The following is an 18,209-nucleotide window of genomic DNA, read 5'->3' as shown; positions in this document are numbered from 1 at the left end:
TTATCGCTGTTCTTGAAGGCCTCTTCGCGAGCAGGCTCACTCCCACATTTGAAATGCATTCCCCTGTGGGAGCGAGCCTGCTCGCGAAGGTCTCGACACCACAGAAAATCATGAGTCTGAATGCAAAAAGCCCCGTCACAAAGGACAGGGCTTTTACTTGTAGCTTACAACTTGAAACTAGCAGCTGCCCTTAAAACACCACACCCTGGCTACGCAGGTAATCGTCATAGGTACCGCTGAAGTCGGTCACGCCGTTCGGGCTCAACTCGATGATGCGGGTAGCCAGGGACGACACGAACTCACGGTCGTGGCTGACGAAGATCAGCGTGCCCGGGTAGTTTTCCAGCGCCAGGTTCAGCGCTTCGATGGATTCCATGTCCAGGTGGTTGGTCGGTTCGTCCATCACCAGCACGTTGGGCTTTTGCAGGATCAGCTTGCCGAACAGCATGCGACCTTGCTCACCACCGGAGATGACCTTGACCGACTTGAGGATCTCGTCGTTGGAGAACAGCATGCGACCCAGGGTGCCGCGAATGACCTGCTCGCCCTGAGTCCACTGGCCCATCCAGTCGAACAGGCTGACGTCGTCTTCGAAGTCGTGGGCGTGATCCTGGGCGTAGTAGCCCAGCTCTGCCGCGTCGGTCCACTTGACGGTGCCGGCATCCGGGGTCAGTTCGTTGACCAGGGTACGCAGCAGGGTGGTTTTGCCGATACCGTTCGGGCCAATGATCGCCACGCGCTCGCCGGCTTCAACAACGAAGCTGAAATCCTTGAACAGCGGCTTGCCGTCGAAGCCTTTGGCCATGCGCTCGACGATGACCGCTTGACGGTGCAGCTTCTTGGTCTGTTCGAAACGGATGAACGGGCTCACACGGCTCGAAGGCTTGACCTCGGCCAGCTGGATCTTGTCGATCGCCTTGGCGCGGGAGGTCGCCTGCTTGGCTTTCGAGGCGTTGGCCGAGAAGCGGCTGACGAACGATTGCAGCTCGGAGATCTGCGCTTTCTTCTTGGCGTTGTCCGACAGCAGTTGCTCGCGGGACTGGGTCGCCACGGTCATGTACTCGTCGTAGTTGCCCGGGAACAGGCGCAGCTCGCCGTAGTCCAGGTCAGCCATGTGCGTGCACACGCTGTTCAGGAAGTGACGGTCGTGAGAGATGATGATCATCAAGCTGGAGCGCTGGGTCAGAACGTTTTCCAGCCAGCGGATGGTGTTGATGTCCAGGTGGTTGGTTGGTTCGTCGAGTAGCAACACTTCAGGGTCGGAGAACAGCGCCTGAGCCAGCAATACTCGCAGCTTCCAGCCTGGGGAAACTTCGCTCATCGGGCCGAAATGCTGCTCAATGCCGATACCCAGGCCCAACAACAGTTCACCGGCACGGGATTCGGCAGTGTAGCCGTCCATTTCTGCGAATTCGGTTTCCAGCTCGGCCACTGCCATGCCGTCTTCTTCGGTCATTTCCGGCAGCGAGTAGATGCGGTCGCGCTCGGCCTTGACCTTCCACAGCTCTTCGTGACCCATGATCACAGTGTCGATTACGGTGAATTCTTCGTAGGCGAACTGGTCCTGGCGCAATTTACCCAGGCGCACGTTCGGTTCCAGCATGACCTGGCCGCCGGATGGATCAAGGTCGCTACCGAGGATTTTCATGAAGGTCGACTTGCCGCAACCGTTGGCGCCGATCAGGCCGTAGCGGTTGCCCGCGCCGAATTTGACCGAAACGTTTTCGAACAACGGCTTGGCGCCGAACTGCATCGTGATGTTAGCTGTAGAAATCAAAGGTTTTTCCTGCGAAGCATTCAGAGTAGCTAGGGTTGCGGCAGTACCGATTCAGTACCCGTTCACGCTGTTCGACCATGGGCAGTACATCCCGGTCAACAGCGCAAGATCCATTTGGCATTAAGTGGACAGCAGCATAAGGAGCGCTTGGCCCGAGTCGAAGTGCGCTGAGGTCGGGGTCGTTCCCGTCATCAACCAAGGGGGGCGCGTAAAGTTTGGCGGCGATTGTACTGGTCTGGCTATATAAACGATAGGGCATTAAGGTCGCACCGACGCATTGACGGTATCAACGGACAGATTTTCACATCTGAAAGCTAACAATTGGTTACAGACGATGGCTAAAATGCCATCTTTCACTCGATGCCGAACGTCGGCATCGGCTCAAGGACGGGCCGCCGGGCCCGCTGTCTGGTTTTCAGACGCTGCGCAAGCTTCACAGGCCATTGGTTGCCAGGGAGCGCAGTTTGTTCACCTCTGACGTGTGACGATTTCCGTGAAACTCATCATTGCCGCTGTCTACGTTGTATCCATCGCGTATGTCCACCTGCGCGGTCGGGTGCGCCACAAGTTGGGTCGCCAACTGAGCGACCACTCGACGTTCCTGGCGCCGATCAATTGCTTCCTTTATCTGTTCTCGAAAATCCCCAACAAACCGTTTCTCAACCCGGCGGATTTTCCCGACCTGACACCGCTGCAGACGCATTGGCAAGAAATTCGCGCCGAAGGCCAGCAGCTGCTGAAGACGGGGGAGATCAAGCGCTCCAACGATTTCGATGACGTCGGCTTCAACTCCTTCTTCAAGACCGGCTGGAAGCGTTTCTACCTCAAGTGGTACGGCGACAGCCACCCATCGGCCATAAAACTCTGCCCGCGCACCACCGAACTGGTGCAGAGCATCGGCTCGATCAAGGCGGCGATGTTCGCCGAATTGCCGCCGGGTTCGAAACTGGTTCGCCATCGCGATCCGTATGCCGGTTCCTACCGGTATCACCTGGGCCTGGAAACGCCCAATGATGCCGGTTGCTACATCAACGTCGATGGCGAGAACTATCACTGGCGCGACGGTGAAGCGGTGATGTTCGACGAGACGTTCATTCATTACGCGGAAAACACCACTGAGCAGAACCGCATCATTCTGTTCTGCGATGTCGAGCGCCCGATGAAATACCGCTGGGCGGCCGCGTTCAATGGCTGGTTCAGCCGCAACGTGATGTCGGCTGCCGGTGCGCCTAACGAGGCGGGCGACAAGACCGGGGGCATCAACCGGTTGTTCGGCAAGATCTACAAGATTCGCCTGCGCGCCAAAGCGTTGAAGAAGCGTAATCGCAAGCTTTATTACCTGCAAAAGTGGGCATTCTTTGGTGGGTTGCTGGCGATCTTCGTTCTGGTCTGAACACGCCTTCGCCTTGTAGGAGCCAGGCTTGCCGGCGAAAAACGATGACGCGGTTAGACAGATACACCGCGGCGCCCTGTTCGCCGACAAGTCGGATCGCCGCACCGCTGGCTCCTACAGGCGAAGTGGCCGGAACATCCAACTCATCATTTGCTGACTTTTTTCCTGGCAGCCGGTTTGGTAGTCGACTTGGGCTTGGCAGTCTCCTTGCTCGCCCCCTTGCCCCCCAGGCTGCGCTTGAGCAACTCGGTCAAATCAATGACATCCGCCGTCTTGCGCTCCTCTTCGCCAGTGGCCGTTTCCACATCCTCAATCTTCCCTTCATGGGCTTTCTTATCCACCAAGGCCATGATCTTGTCTTCGAATTCGTCCCGATAATCGTCCGGCGACCACTCGACACTCATGTCTTGCACCAGGCGCTTGGCCATGTCCAGTTCGCCCTTGGCCAACTCGGCCTTGGTTACGTCAGGTCCTAACGCCAACTCGTCCAGGCCGCGCACTTCCGCCGGCCAGCGCAGTTTCACCAGGACCATGGCCGATTCCAGCGGCATCAAGGCCGCCAGGTATTGACGGGTATGGAGCACCACGCGGGCCAGCGCGACTTTGTTGGTTTTGGTCAGGGTTTCGCGCAATAGGGCATAGACCTTACCACCGCGTTTATCCGGTGCCAGGTAGTAGGGCGTGTCGATGTTCTGCAACGGGATCTGCTCGGCGTCGACAAAGGCGAAAATATCGATGGTCTGGGTCGACAAGGGATGCGCCGAGCGAATCTCCTCTTCGCTGAGCACCACGTAGCGGCCTTTTTCGTACTGCACGCCTTTGACGATGTGCTCTTTGGTGACTTCCTTGCCGGTGACTTTATTGACGCGCTTATAGCCCACCGGGTCCATGCTGCGACTGTCGAGCCAGTCGAAATCCACCCCTTGGGAGGACGTTGCCGAAACCAGCGCCACAGGGATATGCACCAGTCCGAAACTGATCGCGCCTTTCCAGATTGCCCGTGCCATGATCGTCTTCCCGAAAGTGATGTTCAGGTGACCCTGAGCGTTGCGCAAAAGTTTCAGCGGTCTGCAGGCAGGTACCGGCAGCGCATCAACTTCGTGTTACATCTTGCCGGGAAGGTTTGGGTTAACAAATCCGAACCCCAGGCGTAGCGTGCTATCGAAGACTGTATTCACGCACACGTCGCGAGGCTTCCCCATGAACCGATACGTACCTGGCCTTATCGTGCTGGCATTGAGCGGCGTACTCGGTCATCTGGCCCAGGCCGACGTCGTTGCGTCTGGCGCACCGTTGACCGTGGCGCAAAACCTGCCGGGCGGCACGAATAACAATCCCTACAACAGCCCGATCCGCCGGGCCAATCCAAACAGCATGCAAGGCACTCAGCCCAGTGCCCCGGCTATCCGTGGACCGAACACCGTGCCGGTACCACGACCCCCGACGCTCGATAACGGCGGCATTGGCAATCGCTATCCCCAGAATCCCTCGGCCCCCGCCAGTCCGCCGAAGTTCATCCCCAATCCACCTCCCCGCAGCCCTTGAACGGTAGGACAACAGTTCTGTCGCCATCTTCATGACAAAAGGAATCGTGCATGTTGCGTAAAACCCTCCTGGCCACTTTTTGCGCCAGCACCTTGTTAGCCGTCAGCGCGCCTGTTTGGGCAGCAACTACCCAGGACATGCAAAGCGAGCAGGGCACCCTTGAGGTCACTCCGATCGCAACCGGACTTGAGCACCCTTGGGCGTTGGCCTTTCTGCCGGACCGTCAGGGGATGCTGGTCACCGAACGTGCGGGCAACCTGCGTGTGGTAACGGCCGCGGGCAAATTGTCGGCGCCGCTCAACGGCGTGCCCAAGGTCTGGTCCAAGGGACAGGGCGGCTTGCTGGATGTGGCGCTGTCACCCGATTTCAAGCAGGACCGGATGATCTACCTGTCCTATGCCGAAGGTGGCGGCCAGGGTGACAAGGCGGGTACCGCGGTCGGCCGCGGACGGCTGTCCGAAGACCTGACAACGCTGAAGGATTTCCGGGTGATTTTCCGTCAGGAGCCCAAGCTCTCGGTGGGCAACCATTTTGGATCGCGGCTGGTGTTTGACCGGGACGGCTATCTGTTCGTTACCTTGGGGGAAAACAACGACCGGCCGACCGCCCAGGACCTCGACAAGTTGCAAGGCAAGGTCGTAAGGATCTATCCGGACGGCAAGGTGCCCGACGACAACCCCTTTGTCGGGCAGGCCGGTGTGCGCCCGGAGATATGGGCCTACGGCGTTCGCAACCCGCAAGGCGCGGCGCTCAACCCCTGGACCGGCACGCTCTGGGAAAACGAGCACGGTCCTCTGGGTGGCGATGAGGTCAACATCATCGAGCGCGGCAAGAATTACGGTTGGCCGCAGGCCACCCACGGCATCAATTACTCGGGTCAGCCAATCCCGGAAGCCAAAGGCAAAACCGCCGAAGGTACCCTCGGGCCGCATCATGTCTGGGAAAAATCTCCCGGTCTGAGCGGCCTGGCATTCTACGACGGCGACCGCTTCAAAGCCTGGCAACACAACGCGTTTATCGGCGCGCTGGTCACCCGGGAGCTGATTCGCCTGCAGTTCGAGGGCGACAAGGTGGTTCACGAAGAACGCTTGCTGGGCGAACTCGACAAGCGTATCCGCGATGTGCGGCAGGGACCGGATGGGTATTTGTATGTGTTGACCGACGAAGAGGATGGGGCGTTGTACAAGATAGGGCTGAAATAACGCTCACCCGATCGTTCCCGCGAGTGGGAACGATCGAGTCTGAATGGGGCCGGATCAGATCTGTTGAGCCGTAGCGACAGATCTCTTGCGATCTTGAATTCCCCGCACTACCAGATACAACAATGGCCCATTCGATACAAAAACCGCCGTTATCAACAGATACGGCACCACCGACCACGCCGACTGCCCGCGTTTACGCGCATCCTGATACATCCACACACCCGCCAGCGTTGCCAGCAGGTAAAGGTCGATCACCACCTGCGCGGTATCCGGGCGGGACATCAGGCTGATGCCAAAATCGATCAGCGACTGTTCGGCCTGGAGCATCACCGAAACGGTGTAGCCGGCGAAGGCGATCAGGGCAATAAGGGGCAGGGCGATTGACTTCATGGTTTCCTTCCTTGGGACAATGAGCAGGTCGGCCAGACTACCGCGATGAGTGAACATTGGCCATTGACTTGCCAGCAGCGCCCGGCTACTTTCCGGACATGACTACCACCGTATTGCGCTGCCAGCCAAGCATTATTACCGCCATTCCTCACTTGGCGGGCTAGCTCACGACTGCAGCACCCAACCCGCCCTAGAGGCGGGTTTTCATTTTCTGTCTCTGGGCTCTGATCAATGTCAGGAGACGATCATGACCAGCGTGCCCGCCCAACAAGCCCTGCTTGAGCTTTACGTCAAAAAAATCCTTGCCGCACCGGTCTATGAGCTGGCGGTGCGCACACCCCTGCAACCAGCCCCGGCGCTGTCCGTAGCCTTGGGCAATCACATCCTGCTTAAGCGCGAAGACTTGCAACCGACCTTTTCTTTCAAGATCCGTGGTGCCTACAACAAGCTGGTACAACTGAGCCCCGAGCAAAAGGCGCGGGGTGTTGTGACGGCTTCGGCAGGCAATCACGCCCAAGGGGTGGCGTTGGCGGCGCGTGAACTGGGGATCGACGCGACGATCGTGATGCCCGCCACCACACCGGAACTGAAGGTGCACGGGGTGCGCAGCCGTGGCGCGGATGCGTTGTTGCACGGCGAGAGTTTTCCGTTTGCCCTGGCCTATGCGCTGGATCTGGCCGAAAAAACCGGGAAGACCTTTGTTTCGCCCTTTGACGATCCGGATGTGATTGCGGGGCAGGGCACCGTGGCCATGGAGATCCTGCGCCAGCACCAAGGTCCATTGGATGCGATTTTTGTACCGGTGGGCGGTGGCGGTTTGATCGCCGGCATCGCGGCGTACGTCAAATACCTTCGTCCAGAGGTACGCATCATCGGTGTCGAGTCGGAACATTCCGCTTGCCTGCAGGCGGCATTACAGGCGGATAAGCGCGTTGTTCTGCCCCATGTCGGGACCTTCGCCGATGGTGTGGCGGTCGCACAGATCGGTGCCCATGGTTTCGAGGTATGCCGTTTTTGCGTCGATGAAGTGCTGACCGTCAGCAATGACGAACTCTGCGCCGCAATCAAGAATATCTATGACGATACCCGCTCGATCGCAGAACCTTCCGGTGCGTTGGCGGTGGCTGGAATCAAGAAGTACGTGGCGAAAAACACTGCCCGTGGCCAGACGTTCGTGGCTATCGATTCGGGAGCCAATATCAATTTCGACAGTTTGCGCCATGTAGCCGAACGCGCCGCGTTATGCGACACGCTGGCTTGAAGATGTCAGGCCGGCAAGCGGAGGCTATCAGGTCCGCTTCAGGGTTACTCTGCGATGGCTTTATCGACCTTGCTCGAGGCTGACCAGACCCGGTAGCGAACCTCGACGTCCTTGGGCACGTAAAGCACGATCGGCAGTTTGCTGTTGTAGCGCAGCATGAAGCCGTCACCGACCACCGGCACGAAATCCTGTTGGGTCTTGCCATCCGGGCAGGCCATCAGCGTGCTCATCGGACCGATGACTTTTTCCAGCCGGTAGTACGGATAGCCCCAACCTTCGAGGTTTTTCTCTTCGAGAATGCCGCCCAGGCGTTGGCGATTACAGTCGACTGCCAGGGTCTTGCCGGCAAGGATCTCCACCTGGAAGTCGTCTTCACGAGTTTGCGGGGCGAGGTGGATGACCTGGCGGGTGAAACCACTTTGCGCTTTCGGGAAGGGCGCAACTTCTTCGAGTTTTGCCCCGTGGACAATGCCCGACAGCGTGACAGCGATCAGCCCGACGGTGGTGCTGATGGTCGATAAACCCATGATGCCTCCTTGCGTATGTGTGGGGTGAGCGGATACTGGATCTGATGGCCGCCATTCTCGACGGCGTCGCCGGTCAATGCAAATCCTTCGCCTGAGATTGCAATTTGCAGGGGCCGTAAGAGGCCTTTTTTGCAATTTGCATGGTTGTTTTTACGAGCACTTACAATAAGCCCTTGATTTACCGATGAGCTGCATAGCGAAATTCAGGGCATGTTTTATGCTGTACCTGTTCTTAAGCTGACCGGGATTCCATTTGAGTCAGCATCGATTGTTAATTGGCAGTCTCACAACGGAGAGGGTCGCCATGTTTCTTTCTGCCTTGGAACTACGCAATATTATCGAAAGCAGTTTTCTGCCGAAACGCTGTCAATGCACGCTGTCGCCGGACTTGTCGATGACCGTGAAAGTGTTTGCCGATGATGCAACCGATCAACTCGATCTATTGAAAACCGGAATCAACGCCCAGCAACTCAATGGTTGTCGGGAAATCAACGAATTGATAGCCGTTCTGCGTTCCGATCTTCAGAATCACTACACAGAACCCGGGCATAGCCAGGGGATGCGTAAAGCACTTTAAGCCATTGTTTTTAGCAGTAGTTCAAGCTGTAGTTTCAAGTTCCGCCGATGCGCGCCGGGTCTGGAAAAACGCCAGGCCCAGCGCCAGTTCAACACCAACAGCCAGCAGAATGCCCAGACCGGTATGGCCATTGAGCCATTCGCCGAAACCCAGTATCGCCAACCCCCAGCAGCCCACCACAAAGCCATTGGTCAGGCGCGGGCCACACATTTGTGGCGAGGGGATTTATCCCCGTTGGGTCGCGAAGTGACCCCCTGCGTCCATTCAGACTGACCTGACTGAGTGGTTCGGATTAACGACTGCTTCGCAGCCGGACGGGGCGGTGCGACGTTTCGTTAAATCCCCTCACCACAGGATTCCCCACGAATACCGCAAGGCGTTATTTCAGACGTTTCCGTCAGTTCTGATAACTGCAAGCGTCAGAAAGTTTTCGGTAGGCGAGTTCTGCAGGTTGGCCCGATTGTGAATCGATGTACTTCATCGTCGCCGTAATAACCTCGCAATCCAGGGTGGTGGGTTCGCTCAGCGCAATCACCTTACCCACGTGCAACGGCATGCCGTAGTGATAGGAAGGCACGTTTTGCGTAGAGGTGGTTTCATTAGCCTGGGCAACGCCGGTCGATGAAGCACAGACAAGGGCGATTGAAACGAGCAGGGCGCGCGAGTTCATGGGGGCAATCTCCAGTGCAGATGCAAGTTAGCTCGACGTGTCGTCGAACCTGCCGCACTGGGCGTCAGAGAGCTCTGAGGGCGTGCGGTCCAGTAGAGTGTTGGACTGCGCGATTAAGTATTGGTTAACCCGGCTGAACGCCACCTGTCGTTAAGCCACTACCGTTCGGCGGACAAACTACGATCATTTTTCAGACTAAAGTCGTCTGCATTGAGAAAAAACCCTCTGCCATCATTGCCGCTCACCCCGCGTGTTCACTTCAGACCGGTCCTTTACGGTACCGGATGAAGGCTATTTCTGGCTGATTGCGTCCTGGCGCAAACGCTGCATTGTTGGAGCTTTTTAATGCGTCCCCCATTTACGTTGATCTTCGCGCGCCAGTCACTCGGCTTCGGCGCTTTAGTCCTGTGCGCCGGTTTTACCGGGCCGGCTCAAGCGAGCGGTTTCATCGATGACACCACAGCGAAAATCGAATCACGGACGGTGTATTTCAACCGCGACTTTCGTGACGGGCACACCTCCACGGACCAGGGCGCGTCCAAACGCGAAGAAACGGCCCAGGGCTTCATTCTCAACCTGCAATCGGGGTACACCGAGGGCACGCTAGGATTCGGTGTCGATGCACTGGGCATGGCGGGGTTCAAGCTCGATTCCAGCCCTGACAGCAGCAACAGCGGCTTGCTGCCGTCCAGCGGCAGTGACCCGCGTGGTTCGGCGGATGAATACACCAAGCTCGGCCTGACCGCCAAGGTGCGCGTCTCGCAAAGCGTGCTGAAGTACGGCGCTCTGCTGCCGGATGTGCCGCTGCTCAAGTACAACGACGGTCGCTTGCTGCCGACCCTGTTCAATGGCGCGATGCTCACCTCCAGAGAGGTGCAGGATCTGAGTTTCATGGCCGCGCGCCTGGACAAGTACACCGCCCGGGATTCCACCGATTCCCAGGACATCCGCGTGCACTGCAAGAACAAGCGCTATGCCTGCTACATCACTGCCGATCATTTCGACATGTACGGCTTCGATTACAAGATCAACGAACGGCTCACCGGTCAGTATCACTACGCGGAACTTGAAGATATCTACCGTCAGCACTTCCTCGGCTTGCTGGCCAACCAACCGCTGGGTGGCGGCGTGCTCAAGGCCGATCTGCGCTTGCTCAAGAGTGCCGACAGCGGCGCTGCCCGCGCCGGGACCATCGACAACCGCGCCCTGAGCACAATGCTCGCTTACACCATCAGCGGCCATACGTTCAGCGCTGGCTGGCAGCGCATGAACGGCGACAACTCGATGCCGTACCTGGATGGTACCAATCCGTATCTGGTCAACTACGTGCAGGTCAACGACTTCGCCGCGGCGCAGGAACGCTCGTGGCAGCTGCGTTACGACTACGACTTCAAGGCCATTGGCATCAACGGCCTGACGTTCCTGACCCGCTATGTGAACGGTGATCACATCAAGGTGCCGGGCAGCGATCAGCAAGGCAAAGAGTGGGAACGCGACAGCGAGCTCAAGTATGTGGTGCAGGGCGGGACGTTCAAGGATGTCAGCCTGCGGCTGCGCAATGCGACCTACCGCACCAACTACGAGCAATATGCCCGGGATGTGGATGAGACGCGGCTGATCGTCAGCTACAACTTTTCGATCCTGTAGCGCCTGAAAGATTGCCATCGCGAGCAGGCTCGCTCCCACATTGGTCCGGCGTCGTACACAAATTCCGTGAACGACCGGGGACCTTGTGGGAGCGAGCCTGCTCGCGATAAGGCCATCAAATTCAGCGCAACTCTATCTGATGCCGATATGGCAAGTCCGGCCCGGTCTTGCTGCACGTCAGCGCCGCCGCCTGCACCGCAAACCTCACCATCCCATCAATCTGCTCGCGACTCAGTTGCCGTACCCCCTCGACCGAATCCAGCCGCTGTTCGGTCAGCCAGGCAATCAACGCAGCCTGGAAGGTATCGCCGGCGCCCACGGTATCGGCGATGTCCACCGCGCAGGCCGGCACCGACCACGAACCGTGGACCCGACTGAACACCGTCGCACCTTCGCCACCACGGGTCAGGAACACCAGCTGACAGCGGTGTTGCAGCCAGCCCTCGATCACCCGCGCCGGGTCCTGCTCGGGGTACAGCAGGCTCAGATCCTCATCGCTGACCTTGATCAGATCGGCATGCTCGACCAGAGTGGCTACCCGCGAACGCCATAGCTCGATGTTCGGCTGGGGATTTAGCCGCACGTTCGGATCAAGGCTGATCAGGCGTTTGCCGCTTTCCCGAAGCACCAGCTCCAGCAGCGTGTCGGCAATCGGCTGCACCACCAGCGAAAACGAACCGATGTGCAGGCCGCGCACTTGCGGCCCCAACGCCGGAAGATGCTCGGGTTTGAGTTGTCGATCCGCGCAGCCTTCACCGCGGAAGCTGTAGTGCGGCGAGCCATTGGCCCCGACCGCGACCATCGCCAGGGTGGTCGGTGCGGCAAAATCCACCAGATAGTCCGTCCGTACGCCTTCCTCCTCCAACACCTGGAGCAAGCGCCGGCCGAGGTAGTCGGTGGACAACCCGGCCAACAATGCAGCCTCCACGCCCAGACGGCGCAGGCCCACGGCGACGTTGAACGGCGAGCCACCGGCGATGGCCTTGTAATTCACTTTTGAAGCCAGGCCGCTGACGTCGTTTTCACTGAAGAAATCGAACAGCGCTTCGCCACACACCAGATACATAGTTGTTCGCTCTTTATAGGGTTGCGACATGTTGTCGATAGCGTTCGTAGGCCAACTGCGAGGCCGCCACGTTTTCTGCAATCGGCAGGGTTTCACTGGCCGGGTCGAGCTTCACGCATCGCTCGCACAGATCCGCCAGGCTGTCCTCATGCCCGTTTGCCCGCGACGTGCACCACGCCGCCTGAATCGCCGCGCCAAGGGCGGCGGCTTCGCTTTGCTCGGGGCAGACGACTTTCATGTTCATGGTGTCGGCGACGATCTGCCGCCACACCGCGCTCTTGGCGCCACCACCGATCAGGCAGATGCGCAGGCTTTGTAAGCCATTGTGGCGCAGCAGGTCCAGTCCGTAACGCAAACCGAAGGTCGTACCTTCGACCACGGCGCGGCATAGATTGGCCTGGGTCAGGTTGGTCATGGTCAGTCCCAGCACGCTACCGGTGGCGTGGGGCAGGGCAGGGACGCGTTCACCGTTGAGGAACGGCAGTATGCTCACCCCTTCGGCGCCGATGGGGGCCTGGGCAACGCGCGCATTGAAACACTCGATATCCAGATTGAACAATTCTCGGATCAGCCCCGTGGCGTTGGTCAGGTTCATGGTGCAAATCAACGGCAACCAACCGCCGCTGGATGAACAGAACGTAGCGACGGCTGCGTCCGCGCTGACTTTCGGTTGCTCGGCGTAGGCGTACACCGTGCCGGATGAGCCAAGGCTCATGGTGATCGCGCCCGGTTTGATGTTGCCGGTGCCGATGGCACCCATCATGTTGTCGCCGCCGCCGCTGGATACCAGCGCATGCGGATTGATGCCCAGGTGTTCGGCGATGCCCGGCAGCACGGTGCCGACGGCTTGATGGGCATCGATCAGTTCGGGCAATGCGGCTTGCAGACGTCCGCTGGGGTCGATGTCGCGCAGCAGCTGCAAATCCCATTGGCGGGTGCGTACGTTGAAGTAACCCGTGCCCGAGGCATCGCCGTACTCGCTACAGCTGCGACCGGTGAGCCAGAAATTCAGATAATCGTGGGGCAGCAGGATGTGTGCGATGCGCGCAAACACATCGGGGTGCTGTTCTTGGGTCCAAAGCAGTTTTGAAACCGTGTAGCCCGGAGCAATCACCACGCCGAGGCGTTCCAGCGAGTCTTTTTCGCCGCCCAGATGCTTGAGCAGTCGATCGTTCTGCGCGGTGGTTTCGGTGTCGCACCAGAGCTTGGCCGGGCGCAGGACCTGGCCTTGGTCGTCGAGCAGCACCAGGCCATGTTGCTGGCCGGAAACGCCGATGCCGAGGATGTCCTGGCCATCGACATCCGCCGCCAGCAATGCACGGCGAGTAGCGAGGGTGAATGCGTCCAGCCACTGCGCGGTGTCTTGCTCACGGCGACCGTTGGCGGCGCTGATCAGCGTGTGCGCGGCGGCGCCTTGACCGAGGACCTTGCCGCTAGCCGCATCGAGGACGATGGCTTTGGTGCCTTGGGTGCCGCAGTCGATGCCGAGGTAGAGTTGTTGGTTTGCCATGTAACATCCTTGGTGTGTCAGATCGATTTCGGTGAGTCCATTCGCGAGCAGGCTCGCTCCCACAGGAGATCTTCAGCGGACACAAATTATGTACTTCACAACGATCCAATGTGGGAGCGAGCCTGCTCGCGAAGACGGCAGTCGCTACACCACCGACATCACGCCAGAATCCGCTCCAGCGTGCGCGTCACCCCAACCTCCCGCAAACTGTTGCAACACCACTCAAACGCCACGACAAACTCCGCTGAGCGGGCAATCGCCACCCCAAAAATCTCCTCAACCGCCAGCAACCGCTGGGTAATCAACGCATCATCCGCCACCAGCGCCTGACAGAACGCCGCCCTCGGGTCCGCAATGGCATAAGTCTCGCCATTCTCATCCACACCCTTCAAATACAAGGCCCACGCCGCCACCACCAGCGCCGCCCGTTTGGTTTCCCGGCCATCGGCAATCAGGCGGTTGATAGTCGGCACGGTGAATTTCGGAAACTTCGACGATCCGTCCGAGCACACGCGCTCCAGCTGATCGGCAATAGCCCGGTTGGAGAAGCGTGCCACCAGGGTGTTTTTGTATTCGCTCAGGTCGATCCCCGGCACCGGCGACAGCTGCGGCGTCACATCCAGGTCCATGTAAGCTCGCATGAAGCGCACGAACAGCGGGTCGTTCATGGTCTCGTGGACGAAGCGGTAACCCTTGAGGAACCCCAGGTAGGTCAGGGCCAGGTGACTGCCGTTGAGCAGTTTGATCTTCATCTCTTCGTATGGTGTGACGTCATCGGTGAACTGCACGCCGACCTTTTCCCAGGCCGGGCGGCCGTTGACGAACTTGTCCTCCAGCACCCACTGCACGAACGGTTCGCAGACCACCGGCCAGGCATCCTCGACCCCGTGCTGGTCGGCCAGTTGCAGGCGGTGTTGGGTGCTGGTCATCGGCGTGATGCGGTCGACCATGGCGTTGGGGAAGCTCACGTTGCGCTCGATCCAGTCCCGCAGCTCGGCATCACGCAGGGCGGCGAAGGCCAGCAGGGCCGTGCGGGTGACCGCCCCGTTGTGCGGCAGGTTATCGCAGGACATCAAGGTGAATGCCGGCGTGCCTGCCGCGCGGCGTTTGGCCAGTGCGGCGCAGAGGAAACCGAACACGGTTTTCGGTGCGTGCGGGTTCGCCAGGTCGTGCTGGATCTGCGGCAAGTGAGCCATGAACTCGCCGTTGCTGTCGTCGATGCAGTAGCCACCCTCGGTGATCGTCAGTGAAACGATACGGATCTCGGGGCTGGCGAGTTTGTCGATCAGCGCCTGGGCGTCATCATCGGCCAGCAGCATGTCGCGAATGGCACCGATGACCCGCACCTCGGTGTCGTCGGTATCGCCGAGTTCGAACAGGGTGAACAGGTAGTCCTGTTGTTGCAGATCATCCCGGGCGCGGCGATCTTCGCCGCGCAAGCCGACGCCGCAGATGGCCCAGTCCAGGCCTTCACCCTTGTTCATCAACGCGTCGGTGTAATACGCCTGGTGGGCGCGGTGGAAACCACCGACGCCAATGTGCGCGATGCCTTGTCGAATGTCGCTCAGGGCGTAGGCGGGCAGGACCACCTTGGGTGAGAGGCGCTGCAGGTTGTGTTTATCGAGTTTCATCACAGGCTCTCTGAATCAGGCAGCGACGCGCAACGGGCGGGTCATTGCCACGCCGTCGGCATCGAATAAATGGCAGTGGCTGGCGTCCAGGTGCAGGCTCAAGGTCTCGCCGTAGCGGCTGGCCAGGTCGCCGCGAACACGCATGGTCAAGGCTTCGCCGTTTGCTGTGCGCACGTGGCAGAAGGTATCGCTGCCCAGGCGTTCGCTCACGTCGGCGGTGACTTGCAGCGTGCAGTCGCCGGGTGTGGCCAGTTCCAGATGTTCCGGGCGAATGCCTAAGGTGACTGCGCTGCCGACCCTCAGGTTGATGCCGCCGAGCGGCAGGCTGATGCGGGTGCCGGCGTCCAGTTGCACTTCGCAGCCCTGACCGTCGACCCGGCTGACCTGGCCCTTGAGGAAACCCATTTTCGGCGTGCCGAGAAAGCCCGCGACAAACAGGTTGGCCGGTTGGTGATAGAGGTCCAGCGGCGAGCCGACCTGTTCGATTTTGCCGCCATTGAGCACGACGACTTTATCGGCCATGGTCATCGCTTCGACCTGATCGTGGGTCACGTAGATCATGGTGGCTTGCAGGTCTTTGTGCAGGCGCAGCAGTTCAAGACGCATCTGCACCCGCAGCGCGGCGTCGAGGTTGGACAGTGCTTCGTCGAACAGGAAAATTTTCGGATTGCGCACGATCGCCCGGCCGATCGCTACGCGTTGCCGCTGGCCACCGGACAGCTGTTTGGGCTTGCGTTCGAGCATCGGACCCAGCTCAAGGATGCGCGCCGCTTCACCGACTTTTTTCTCGACCTCGGCTTTCGGCACACCGGCCAGATCGAGGGCAAACGACATGTTCTTGCGCACGCTCATGTGCGGGTACAGGGCGTAGGTCTGGAACACCATCGCCAGGTCGCGCTTGGCCGGGCTGACTTCGGTGATGTCGCGGCCGTCGAGTTCGATGGTGCCGCCGCTGACTTCTTCCAGCCCCGCGATCAGGCGCAGCAGGGTGGATTTGCCGCAACCCGACGGGCCGACAAATACTACGAATTCCTTGTCGTTCACTTCCAGGTCGATGCCCTTGATGATGGAAAAACCTTCGAAGCCTTTTTGCAGATTCTTGATTTTCAGGTTGGCCATGATGATGGGCCTCCAATTGTTGTTTTTTTTATTTCACGGCGCCGAACGACAGCCCGCGCACCAGTTGTTTCTGACTGATCCAGCCGAAGATCAGGATCGGTGCACAGGCCAGGGTCGAGACCGCCGACAACTTGGCCCAGAACAACCCTTCGGGACTTGAGTACGAGGCGATCAACGCGGTCAGTGGCGCGGCTTTCGATGAGGTCAGGTTCAGCGACCAGAAGGCCTCGTTCCAGCACAGGATCAGCGACAGCAGCACGGTCGAGGCCAGGCCACCCTTGGCGATCGGCAGCAGCACCCGGAGCATTTCCTGCGTCAACGTTGCGCCATCGAGGCGGGCGGCTTCGAGGATGTCCTTGGGGATGTCCTTGAAGTAGGTGTAAATCATCCAGACCACGATCGGCAGGTTGATCAGGGTGTAGATCACGATCAGCGCGATCCGCGTGTCGAGCAGGCCAAAGCTCTTGGCCAGCAGGTAGATCGGCATCAGTACGCCCACCGGCGGCAGCATCTTGGTGGAGAGCATCCACAGCAGCGTGCCTTTGGTGCGCTGGGTTTCGTAGAACGCCATGGAGTAGGCTGCCGGCACCGCGATCAGCAGGCACAGGGCCGTGGCGCTGAACGAAATCACCACCGAGTTCCAGGCGAAACTGAAGTAGTCGCTGCGCTCGTTGATGTGCAGGTAATTTTCCAGTGTCGGGGTGAAGATGAACTGCGGCGGTGCGGCGAAGGCATCGATCTCGGTTTTGAAACTGGTCAGCACCATCCAGAAGATCGGGAAGAAGATCAGGATCGCGATGGCCCAGGCCAGGGTGCCCAGCAGCAGGCTTTGCAGACGACGGGGTTGTTGAAGGGTCATGGTGCGCGCCTCAGGCTTTGTCAGTCAGGTTTTTGCCGATCATCCGCACCAGCACGATGGCCGCGATGTTGGCGATCACCACCGCAATCAAGCCGCCCGCCGACGCCATGCCGACATCGAACTGCACCAGCGCCTGGTTGTAGATCAGGTAAGCGAGGTTGGTCGAGGCGTAGCCGGGGCCGCCGTTGGTGGTGGTGAAGATTTCGGCGAACACCGAGAGCAGGAAGATGGTTTCGATCATCACCACCACCGCAATCGGTCGCGCCAGGTGCGGCAGGGTCAGGTGCCAGAAGATGGCGATCGGCCCGGCGCCATCGAGGCGAGCGGCTTCCTTCTGCTCCTGGTCCAGCGACTGCATCGCCGTCATCAGGATCAGGATCGCGAAGGGCAGCCATTGCCACGAGACAATGATGATGATCGACAGAAGCGGATAGTGCGCCAGCCAATCCACCGGTTGCGCGCCGAACAGTTTCCAGACGTAGGCGAGAATCCCCGACACCGGATGGAAAATCAGGTTCTTCCAGATCAGCGCGCCGACGGTGGGCATGATGAAGAACGGCGAGATCAGCAGCACTCGCACGATGCCGCGCCCGAGAAACTCACTGGCCTCCAACAGGGCGCTGATCAATACGCCGAGCACCACGCTGATCAGCAGTACACTGCCCACCAGCAACAGGGTATTGGTAGCGCCGGGCATGAAACCGGAGTCGGTCAGGAAGTAGTTGAAGTTTTCCAGCCCGACGAATTCGTTTTCACCCGGATTAAGCAGGTTGTAGCGAATCAGCGAAAAGTAGAGGGTCATGCCCAGAGGCACGATCATCCACAGCAGTAGCAGCGCCACCGAGGGGCTGACCAGGAACCAGCCGGGATTGGTCGCGCGGCTTTTGCGCTGCGGTTGGACAATGTCCATGTGAGCTTTGGCAGTTGATGTATTCATGGCGTTAAACCGATTGTGTACAGACAATGAAGATCAACTGTGGGAGCGAGCCTGCTCGCGAAAGCGATGTTTCAGTCACGAAAATGCGCCGGTTGTAC

The 18,209-nt window shown here is 59.3% G+C and carries 17 protein-coding genes and 1 pseudogene; 6 read left to right on the top strand and 12 right to left on the bottom strand.

Annotation, left to right across the window (positions count from 1 at the left end; genetic code table 11):
• Window positions 1-190: 190 nt before the first annotated feature.
• Window positions 191-1,777, bottom strand: a complete 1,587-nt coding sequence (locus ACA054_RS16890) for an ABC-F family ATPase (RefSeq protein ID WP_497685264.1) — start codon at window positions 1,775-1,777, stop codon at window positions 191-193.
• A gap of 493 nt (window positions 1,778-2,270) precedes the next feature.
• Between ACA054_RS16890 and lpxO the strand changes: the two genes are divergently transcribed.
• Entirely contained in the window at window positions 2,271-3,170 is a 900-nt protein-coding gene (lpxO, locus tag ACA054_RS16885) for a lipid A hydroxylase LpxO (protein ID WP_497685263.1), read from the top strand.
• A gap of 146 nt (window positions 3,171-3,316) precedes the next feature.
• Here the strand turns inward: lpxO and ku are convergent, their stop codons facing one another.
• On the bottom strand, window positions 3,317-4,177 hold the full coding sequence (ku, locus tag ACA054_RS16880; protein WP_497685262.1) for a non-homologous end joining protein Ku: 861 nt from the start codon (window positions 4,175-4,177) through the stop codon (window positions 3,317-3,319).
• Window positions 4,178-4,370: 193 nt separating this feature from the next.
• On the opposite strand from ku, the gene ACA054_RS16875 reads away from it, so the two are divergent.
• Both ACA054_RS16875 and ACA054_RS16870 read left to right on the top strand, forming a co-directional pair.
• Window positions 4,371-4,715: a hypothetical protein gene (locus ACA054_RS16875; protein WP_497685261.1), complete on the top strand. Its 345-nt coding sequence runs from the start codon at window positions 4,371-4,373 to the stop codon at window positions 4,713-4,715.
• Between the two features lie 50 nt (window positions 4,716-4,765).
• Window positions 4,766-5,917, top strand: a complete 1,152-nt coding sequence (locus ACA054_RS16870) for a PQQ-dependent sugar dehydrogenase (protein WP_497685260.1) — start codon at window positions 4,766-4,768, stop codon at window positions 5,915-5,917.
• Window positions 5,918-5,971: 54 nt separating this feature from the next.
• Here ACA054_RS16870 and ACA054_RS16865 read toward each other — a convergent pair whose 3' ends face one another.
• Window positions 5,972-6,307 (bottom strand): DUF2834 domain-containing protein, encoded by a 336-nt coding sequence (locus ACA054_RS16865; protein WP_497685259.1) that lies wholly within the window; start codon window positions 6,305-6,307, stop codon window positions 5,972-5,974.
• Window positions 6,308-6,554: 247 nt separating this feature from the next.
• Here ACA054_RS16865 and ilvA point away from each other — a divergent pair.
• Window positions 6,555-7,550: pseudogene (gene ilvA / locus ACA054_RS16860) on the top strand (threonine ammonia-lyase, biosynthetic); the annotation flags it as partial.
• A gap of 62 nt (window positions 7,551-7,612) precedes the next feature.
• Here the strand turns inward: ilvA and eco are convergent.
• On the bottom strand, window positions 7,613-8,095 hold the full coding sequence (gene eco / locus ACA054_RS16855; protein WP_497685258.1) for a serine protease inhibitor ecotin: 483 nt from the start codon (window positions 8,093-8,095) through the stop codon (window positions 7,613-7,615).
• Window positions 8,096-8,399: 304 nt separating this feature from the next.
• Between eco and ACA054_RS16850 the strand changes: the two genes are divergently transcribed.
• Window positions 8,400-8,672: a DUF1652 domain-containing protein gene (locus ACA054_RS16850; protein ID WP_497685257.1), complete on the top strand. Its 273-nt coding sequence runs from the start codon at window positions 8,400-8,402 to the stop codon at window positions 8,670-8,672.
• A 21-nt stretch (window positions 8,673-8,693) separates the two neighbouring features.
• Here the strand turns inward: ACA054_RS16850 and ACA054_RS16845 are convergent, their stop codons facing one another.
• Both ACA054_RS16845 and ACA054_RS16840 read right to left on the bottom strand, forming a co-directional pair.
• Entirely contained in the window at window positions 8,694-8,882 is a 189-nt protein-coding gene (locus ACA054_RS16845) for a hypothetical protein (RefSeq protein WP_497690404.1), read from the bottom strand.
• Window positions 8,883-9,069: 187 nt separating this feature from the next.
• The gene (locus tag ACA054_RS16840) at window positions 9,070-9,342 is read right to left on the bottom strand and encodes a DUF2790 domain-containing protein (RefSeq protein WP_497685256.1); all 273 of its coding nucleotides are present in this window, start codon (window positions 9,340-9,342) and stop codon (window positions 9,070-9,072) included.
• Between the two features lie 345 nt (window positions 9,343-9,687).
• Here ACA054_RS16840 and ACA054_RS16835 point away from each other — a divergent pair, with 345 nt between their 5' ends.
• Window positions 9,688-10,989, top strand: coding sequence for an OprD family porin (locus tag ACA054_RS16835; RefSeq protein ID WP_497685255.1), 1,302 nt, complete (start codon window positions 9,688-9,690; stop codon window positions 10,987-10,989).
• Window positions 10,990-11,110: 121 nt separating this feature from the next.
• Here ACA054_RS16835 and ACA054_RS16830 read toward each other — a convergent pair whose 3' ends face one another.
• The 6 genes from ACA054_RS16830 to ACA054_RS16805 form a co-directional block, all read right to left on the bottom strand.
• Window positions 11,111-12,055 (bottom strand): carbohydrate kinase family protein, encoded by a 945-nt coding sequence (locus ACA054_RS16830; protein ID WP_497685254.1) that lies wholly within the window; start codon window positions 12,053-12,055, stop codon window positions 11,111-11,113.
• A 13-nt stretch (window positions 12,056-12,068) separates the two neighbouring features.
• A complete protein-coding gene (gene xylB / locus ACA054_RS16825) occupies window positions 12,069-13,565 on the bottom strand; it encodes a xylulokinase (RefSeq protein ID WP_497685253.1) in 1,497 nt (498 codons plus the stop codon).
• Window positions 13,566-13,723: 158 nt separating this feature from the next.
• Window positions 13,724-15,196, bottom strand: a complete 1,473-nt coding sequence (locus ACA054_RS16820; RefSeq protein ID WP_497685252.1) for a mannitol dehydrogenase family protein — start codon at window positions 15,194-15,196, stop codon at window positions 13,724-13,726.
• 15 nt (window positions 15,197-15,211) lie between these two features.
• Entirely contained in the window at window positions 15,212-16,315 is a 1,104-nt protein-coding gene (locus ACA054_RS16815) for an ABC transporter ATP-binding protein (protein WP_497685251.1), read from the bottom strand.
• Window positions 16,316-16,343: 28 nt separating this feature from the next.
• Complete coding sequence (locus tag ACA054_RS16810; RefSeq protein ID WP_497685250.1) at window positions 16,344-17,174, bottom strand: carbohydrate ABC transporter permease; 831 nt, start codon at window positions 17,172-17,174, stop codon at window positions 16,344-16,346.
• 10 nt (window positions 17,175-17,184) lie between these two features.
• Entirely contained in the window at window positions 17,185-18,084 is a 900-nt protein-coding gene (locus ACA054_RS16805; RefSeq protein ID WP_497690322.1) for a carbohydrate ABC transporter permease, read from the bottom strand.
• Between the last annotated feature and the right edge of the window lie 125 nt (window positions 18,085-18,209).

Source organism: Pseudomonas sp. LBUM1653 (assembly GCF_059716115.1).
This window is presented reverse-complemented; position numbering and strand designations above follow the sequence as displayed.

Bases quoted from the DNA above. Each gene is read 5' to 3' on its own strand.
- ku (WP_497685262.1), bottom strand. From the start codon at position 4,177: ATGGCACGGGCAATCTGGAAAGGCGCGATCAGTTTCGGACTGGTGCAT.
- ACA054_RS16875 (WP_497685261.1), top strand. From the start codon at position 4,371: ATGAACCGATACGTACCTGGCCTTATCGTGCTGGCATTGAGCGGCGTA.
- ACA054_RS16870 (WP_497685260.1), top strand. From the start codon at position 4,766: ATGTTGCGTAAAACCCTCCTGGCCACTTTTTGCGCCAGCACCTTGTTA.
- ACA054_RS16865 (WP_497685259.1), bottom strand. From the start codon at position 6,307: ATGAAGTCAATCGCCCTGCCCCTTATTGCCCTGATCGCCTTCGCCGGC.
- eco (WP_497685258.1), bottom strand. From the start codon at position 8,095: ATGGGTTTATCGACCATCAGCACCACCGTCGGGCTGATCGCTGTCACG.
- ACA054_RS16850 (WP_497685257.1), top strand. From the start codon at position 8,400: ATGTTTCTTTCTGCCTTGGAACTACGCAATATTATCGAAAGCAGTTTT.
- ACA054_RS16845 (WP_497690404.1), bottom strand. From the start codon at position 8,882: ATGTGTGGCCCGCGCCTGACCAATGGCTTTGTGGTGGGCTGCTGGGGG.
- ACA054_RS16840 (WP_497685256.1), bottom strand. From the start codon at position 9,342: ATGAACTCGCGCGCCCTGCTCGTTTCAATCGCCCTTGTCTGTGCTTCA.
- ACA054_RS16835 (WP_497685255.1), top strand. From the start codon at position 9,688: ATGCGTCCCCCATTTACGTTGATCTTCGCGCGCCAGTCACTCGGCTTC.
- ACA054_RS16830 (WP_497685254.1), bottom strand. From the start codon at position 12,055: ATGTATCTGGTGTGTGGCGAAGCGCTGTTCGATTTCTTCAGTGAAAAC.
- xylB (WP_497685253.1), bottom strand. From the start codon at position 13,565: ATGGCAAACCAACAACTCTACCTCGGCATCGACTGCGGCACCCAAGGC.
- ACA054_RS16820 (WP_497685252.1), bottom strand. From the start codon at position 15,196: ATGAAACTCGATAAACACAACCTGCAGCGCCTCTCACCCAAGGTGGTC.
- ACA054_RS16815 (WP_497685251.1), bottom strand. From the start codon at position 16,315: ATGGCCAACCTGAAAATCAAGAATCTGCAAAAAGGCTTCGAAGGTTTT.
- ACA054_RS16810 (WP_497685250.1), bottom strand. From the start codon at position 17,174: ATGACCCTTCAACAACCCCGTCGTCTGCAAAGCCTGCTGCTGGGCACC.
- ACA054_RS16805 (WP_497690322.1), bottom strand. From the start codon at position 18,084: ATGGACATTGTCCAACCGCAGCGCAAAAGCCGCGCGACCAATCCCGGC.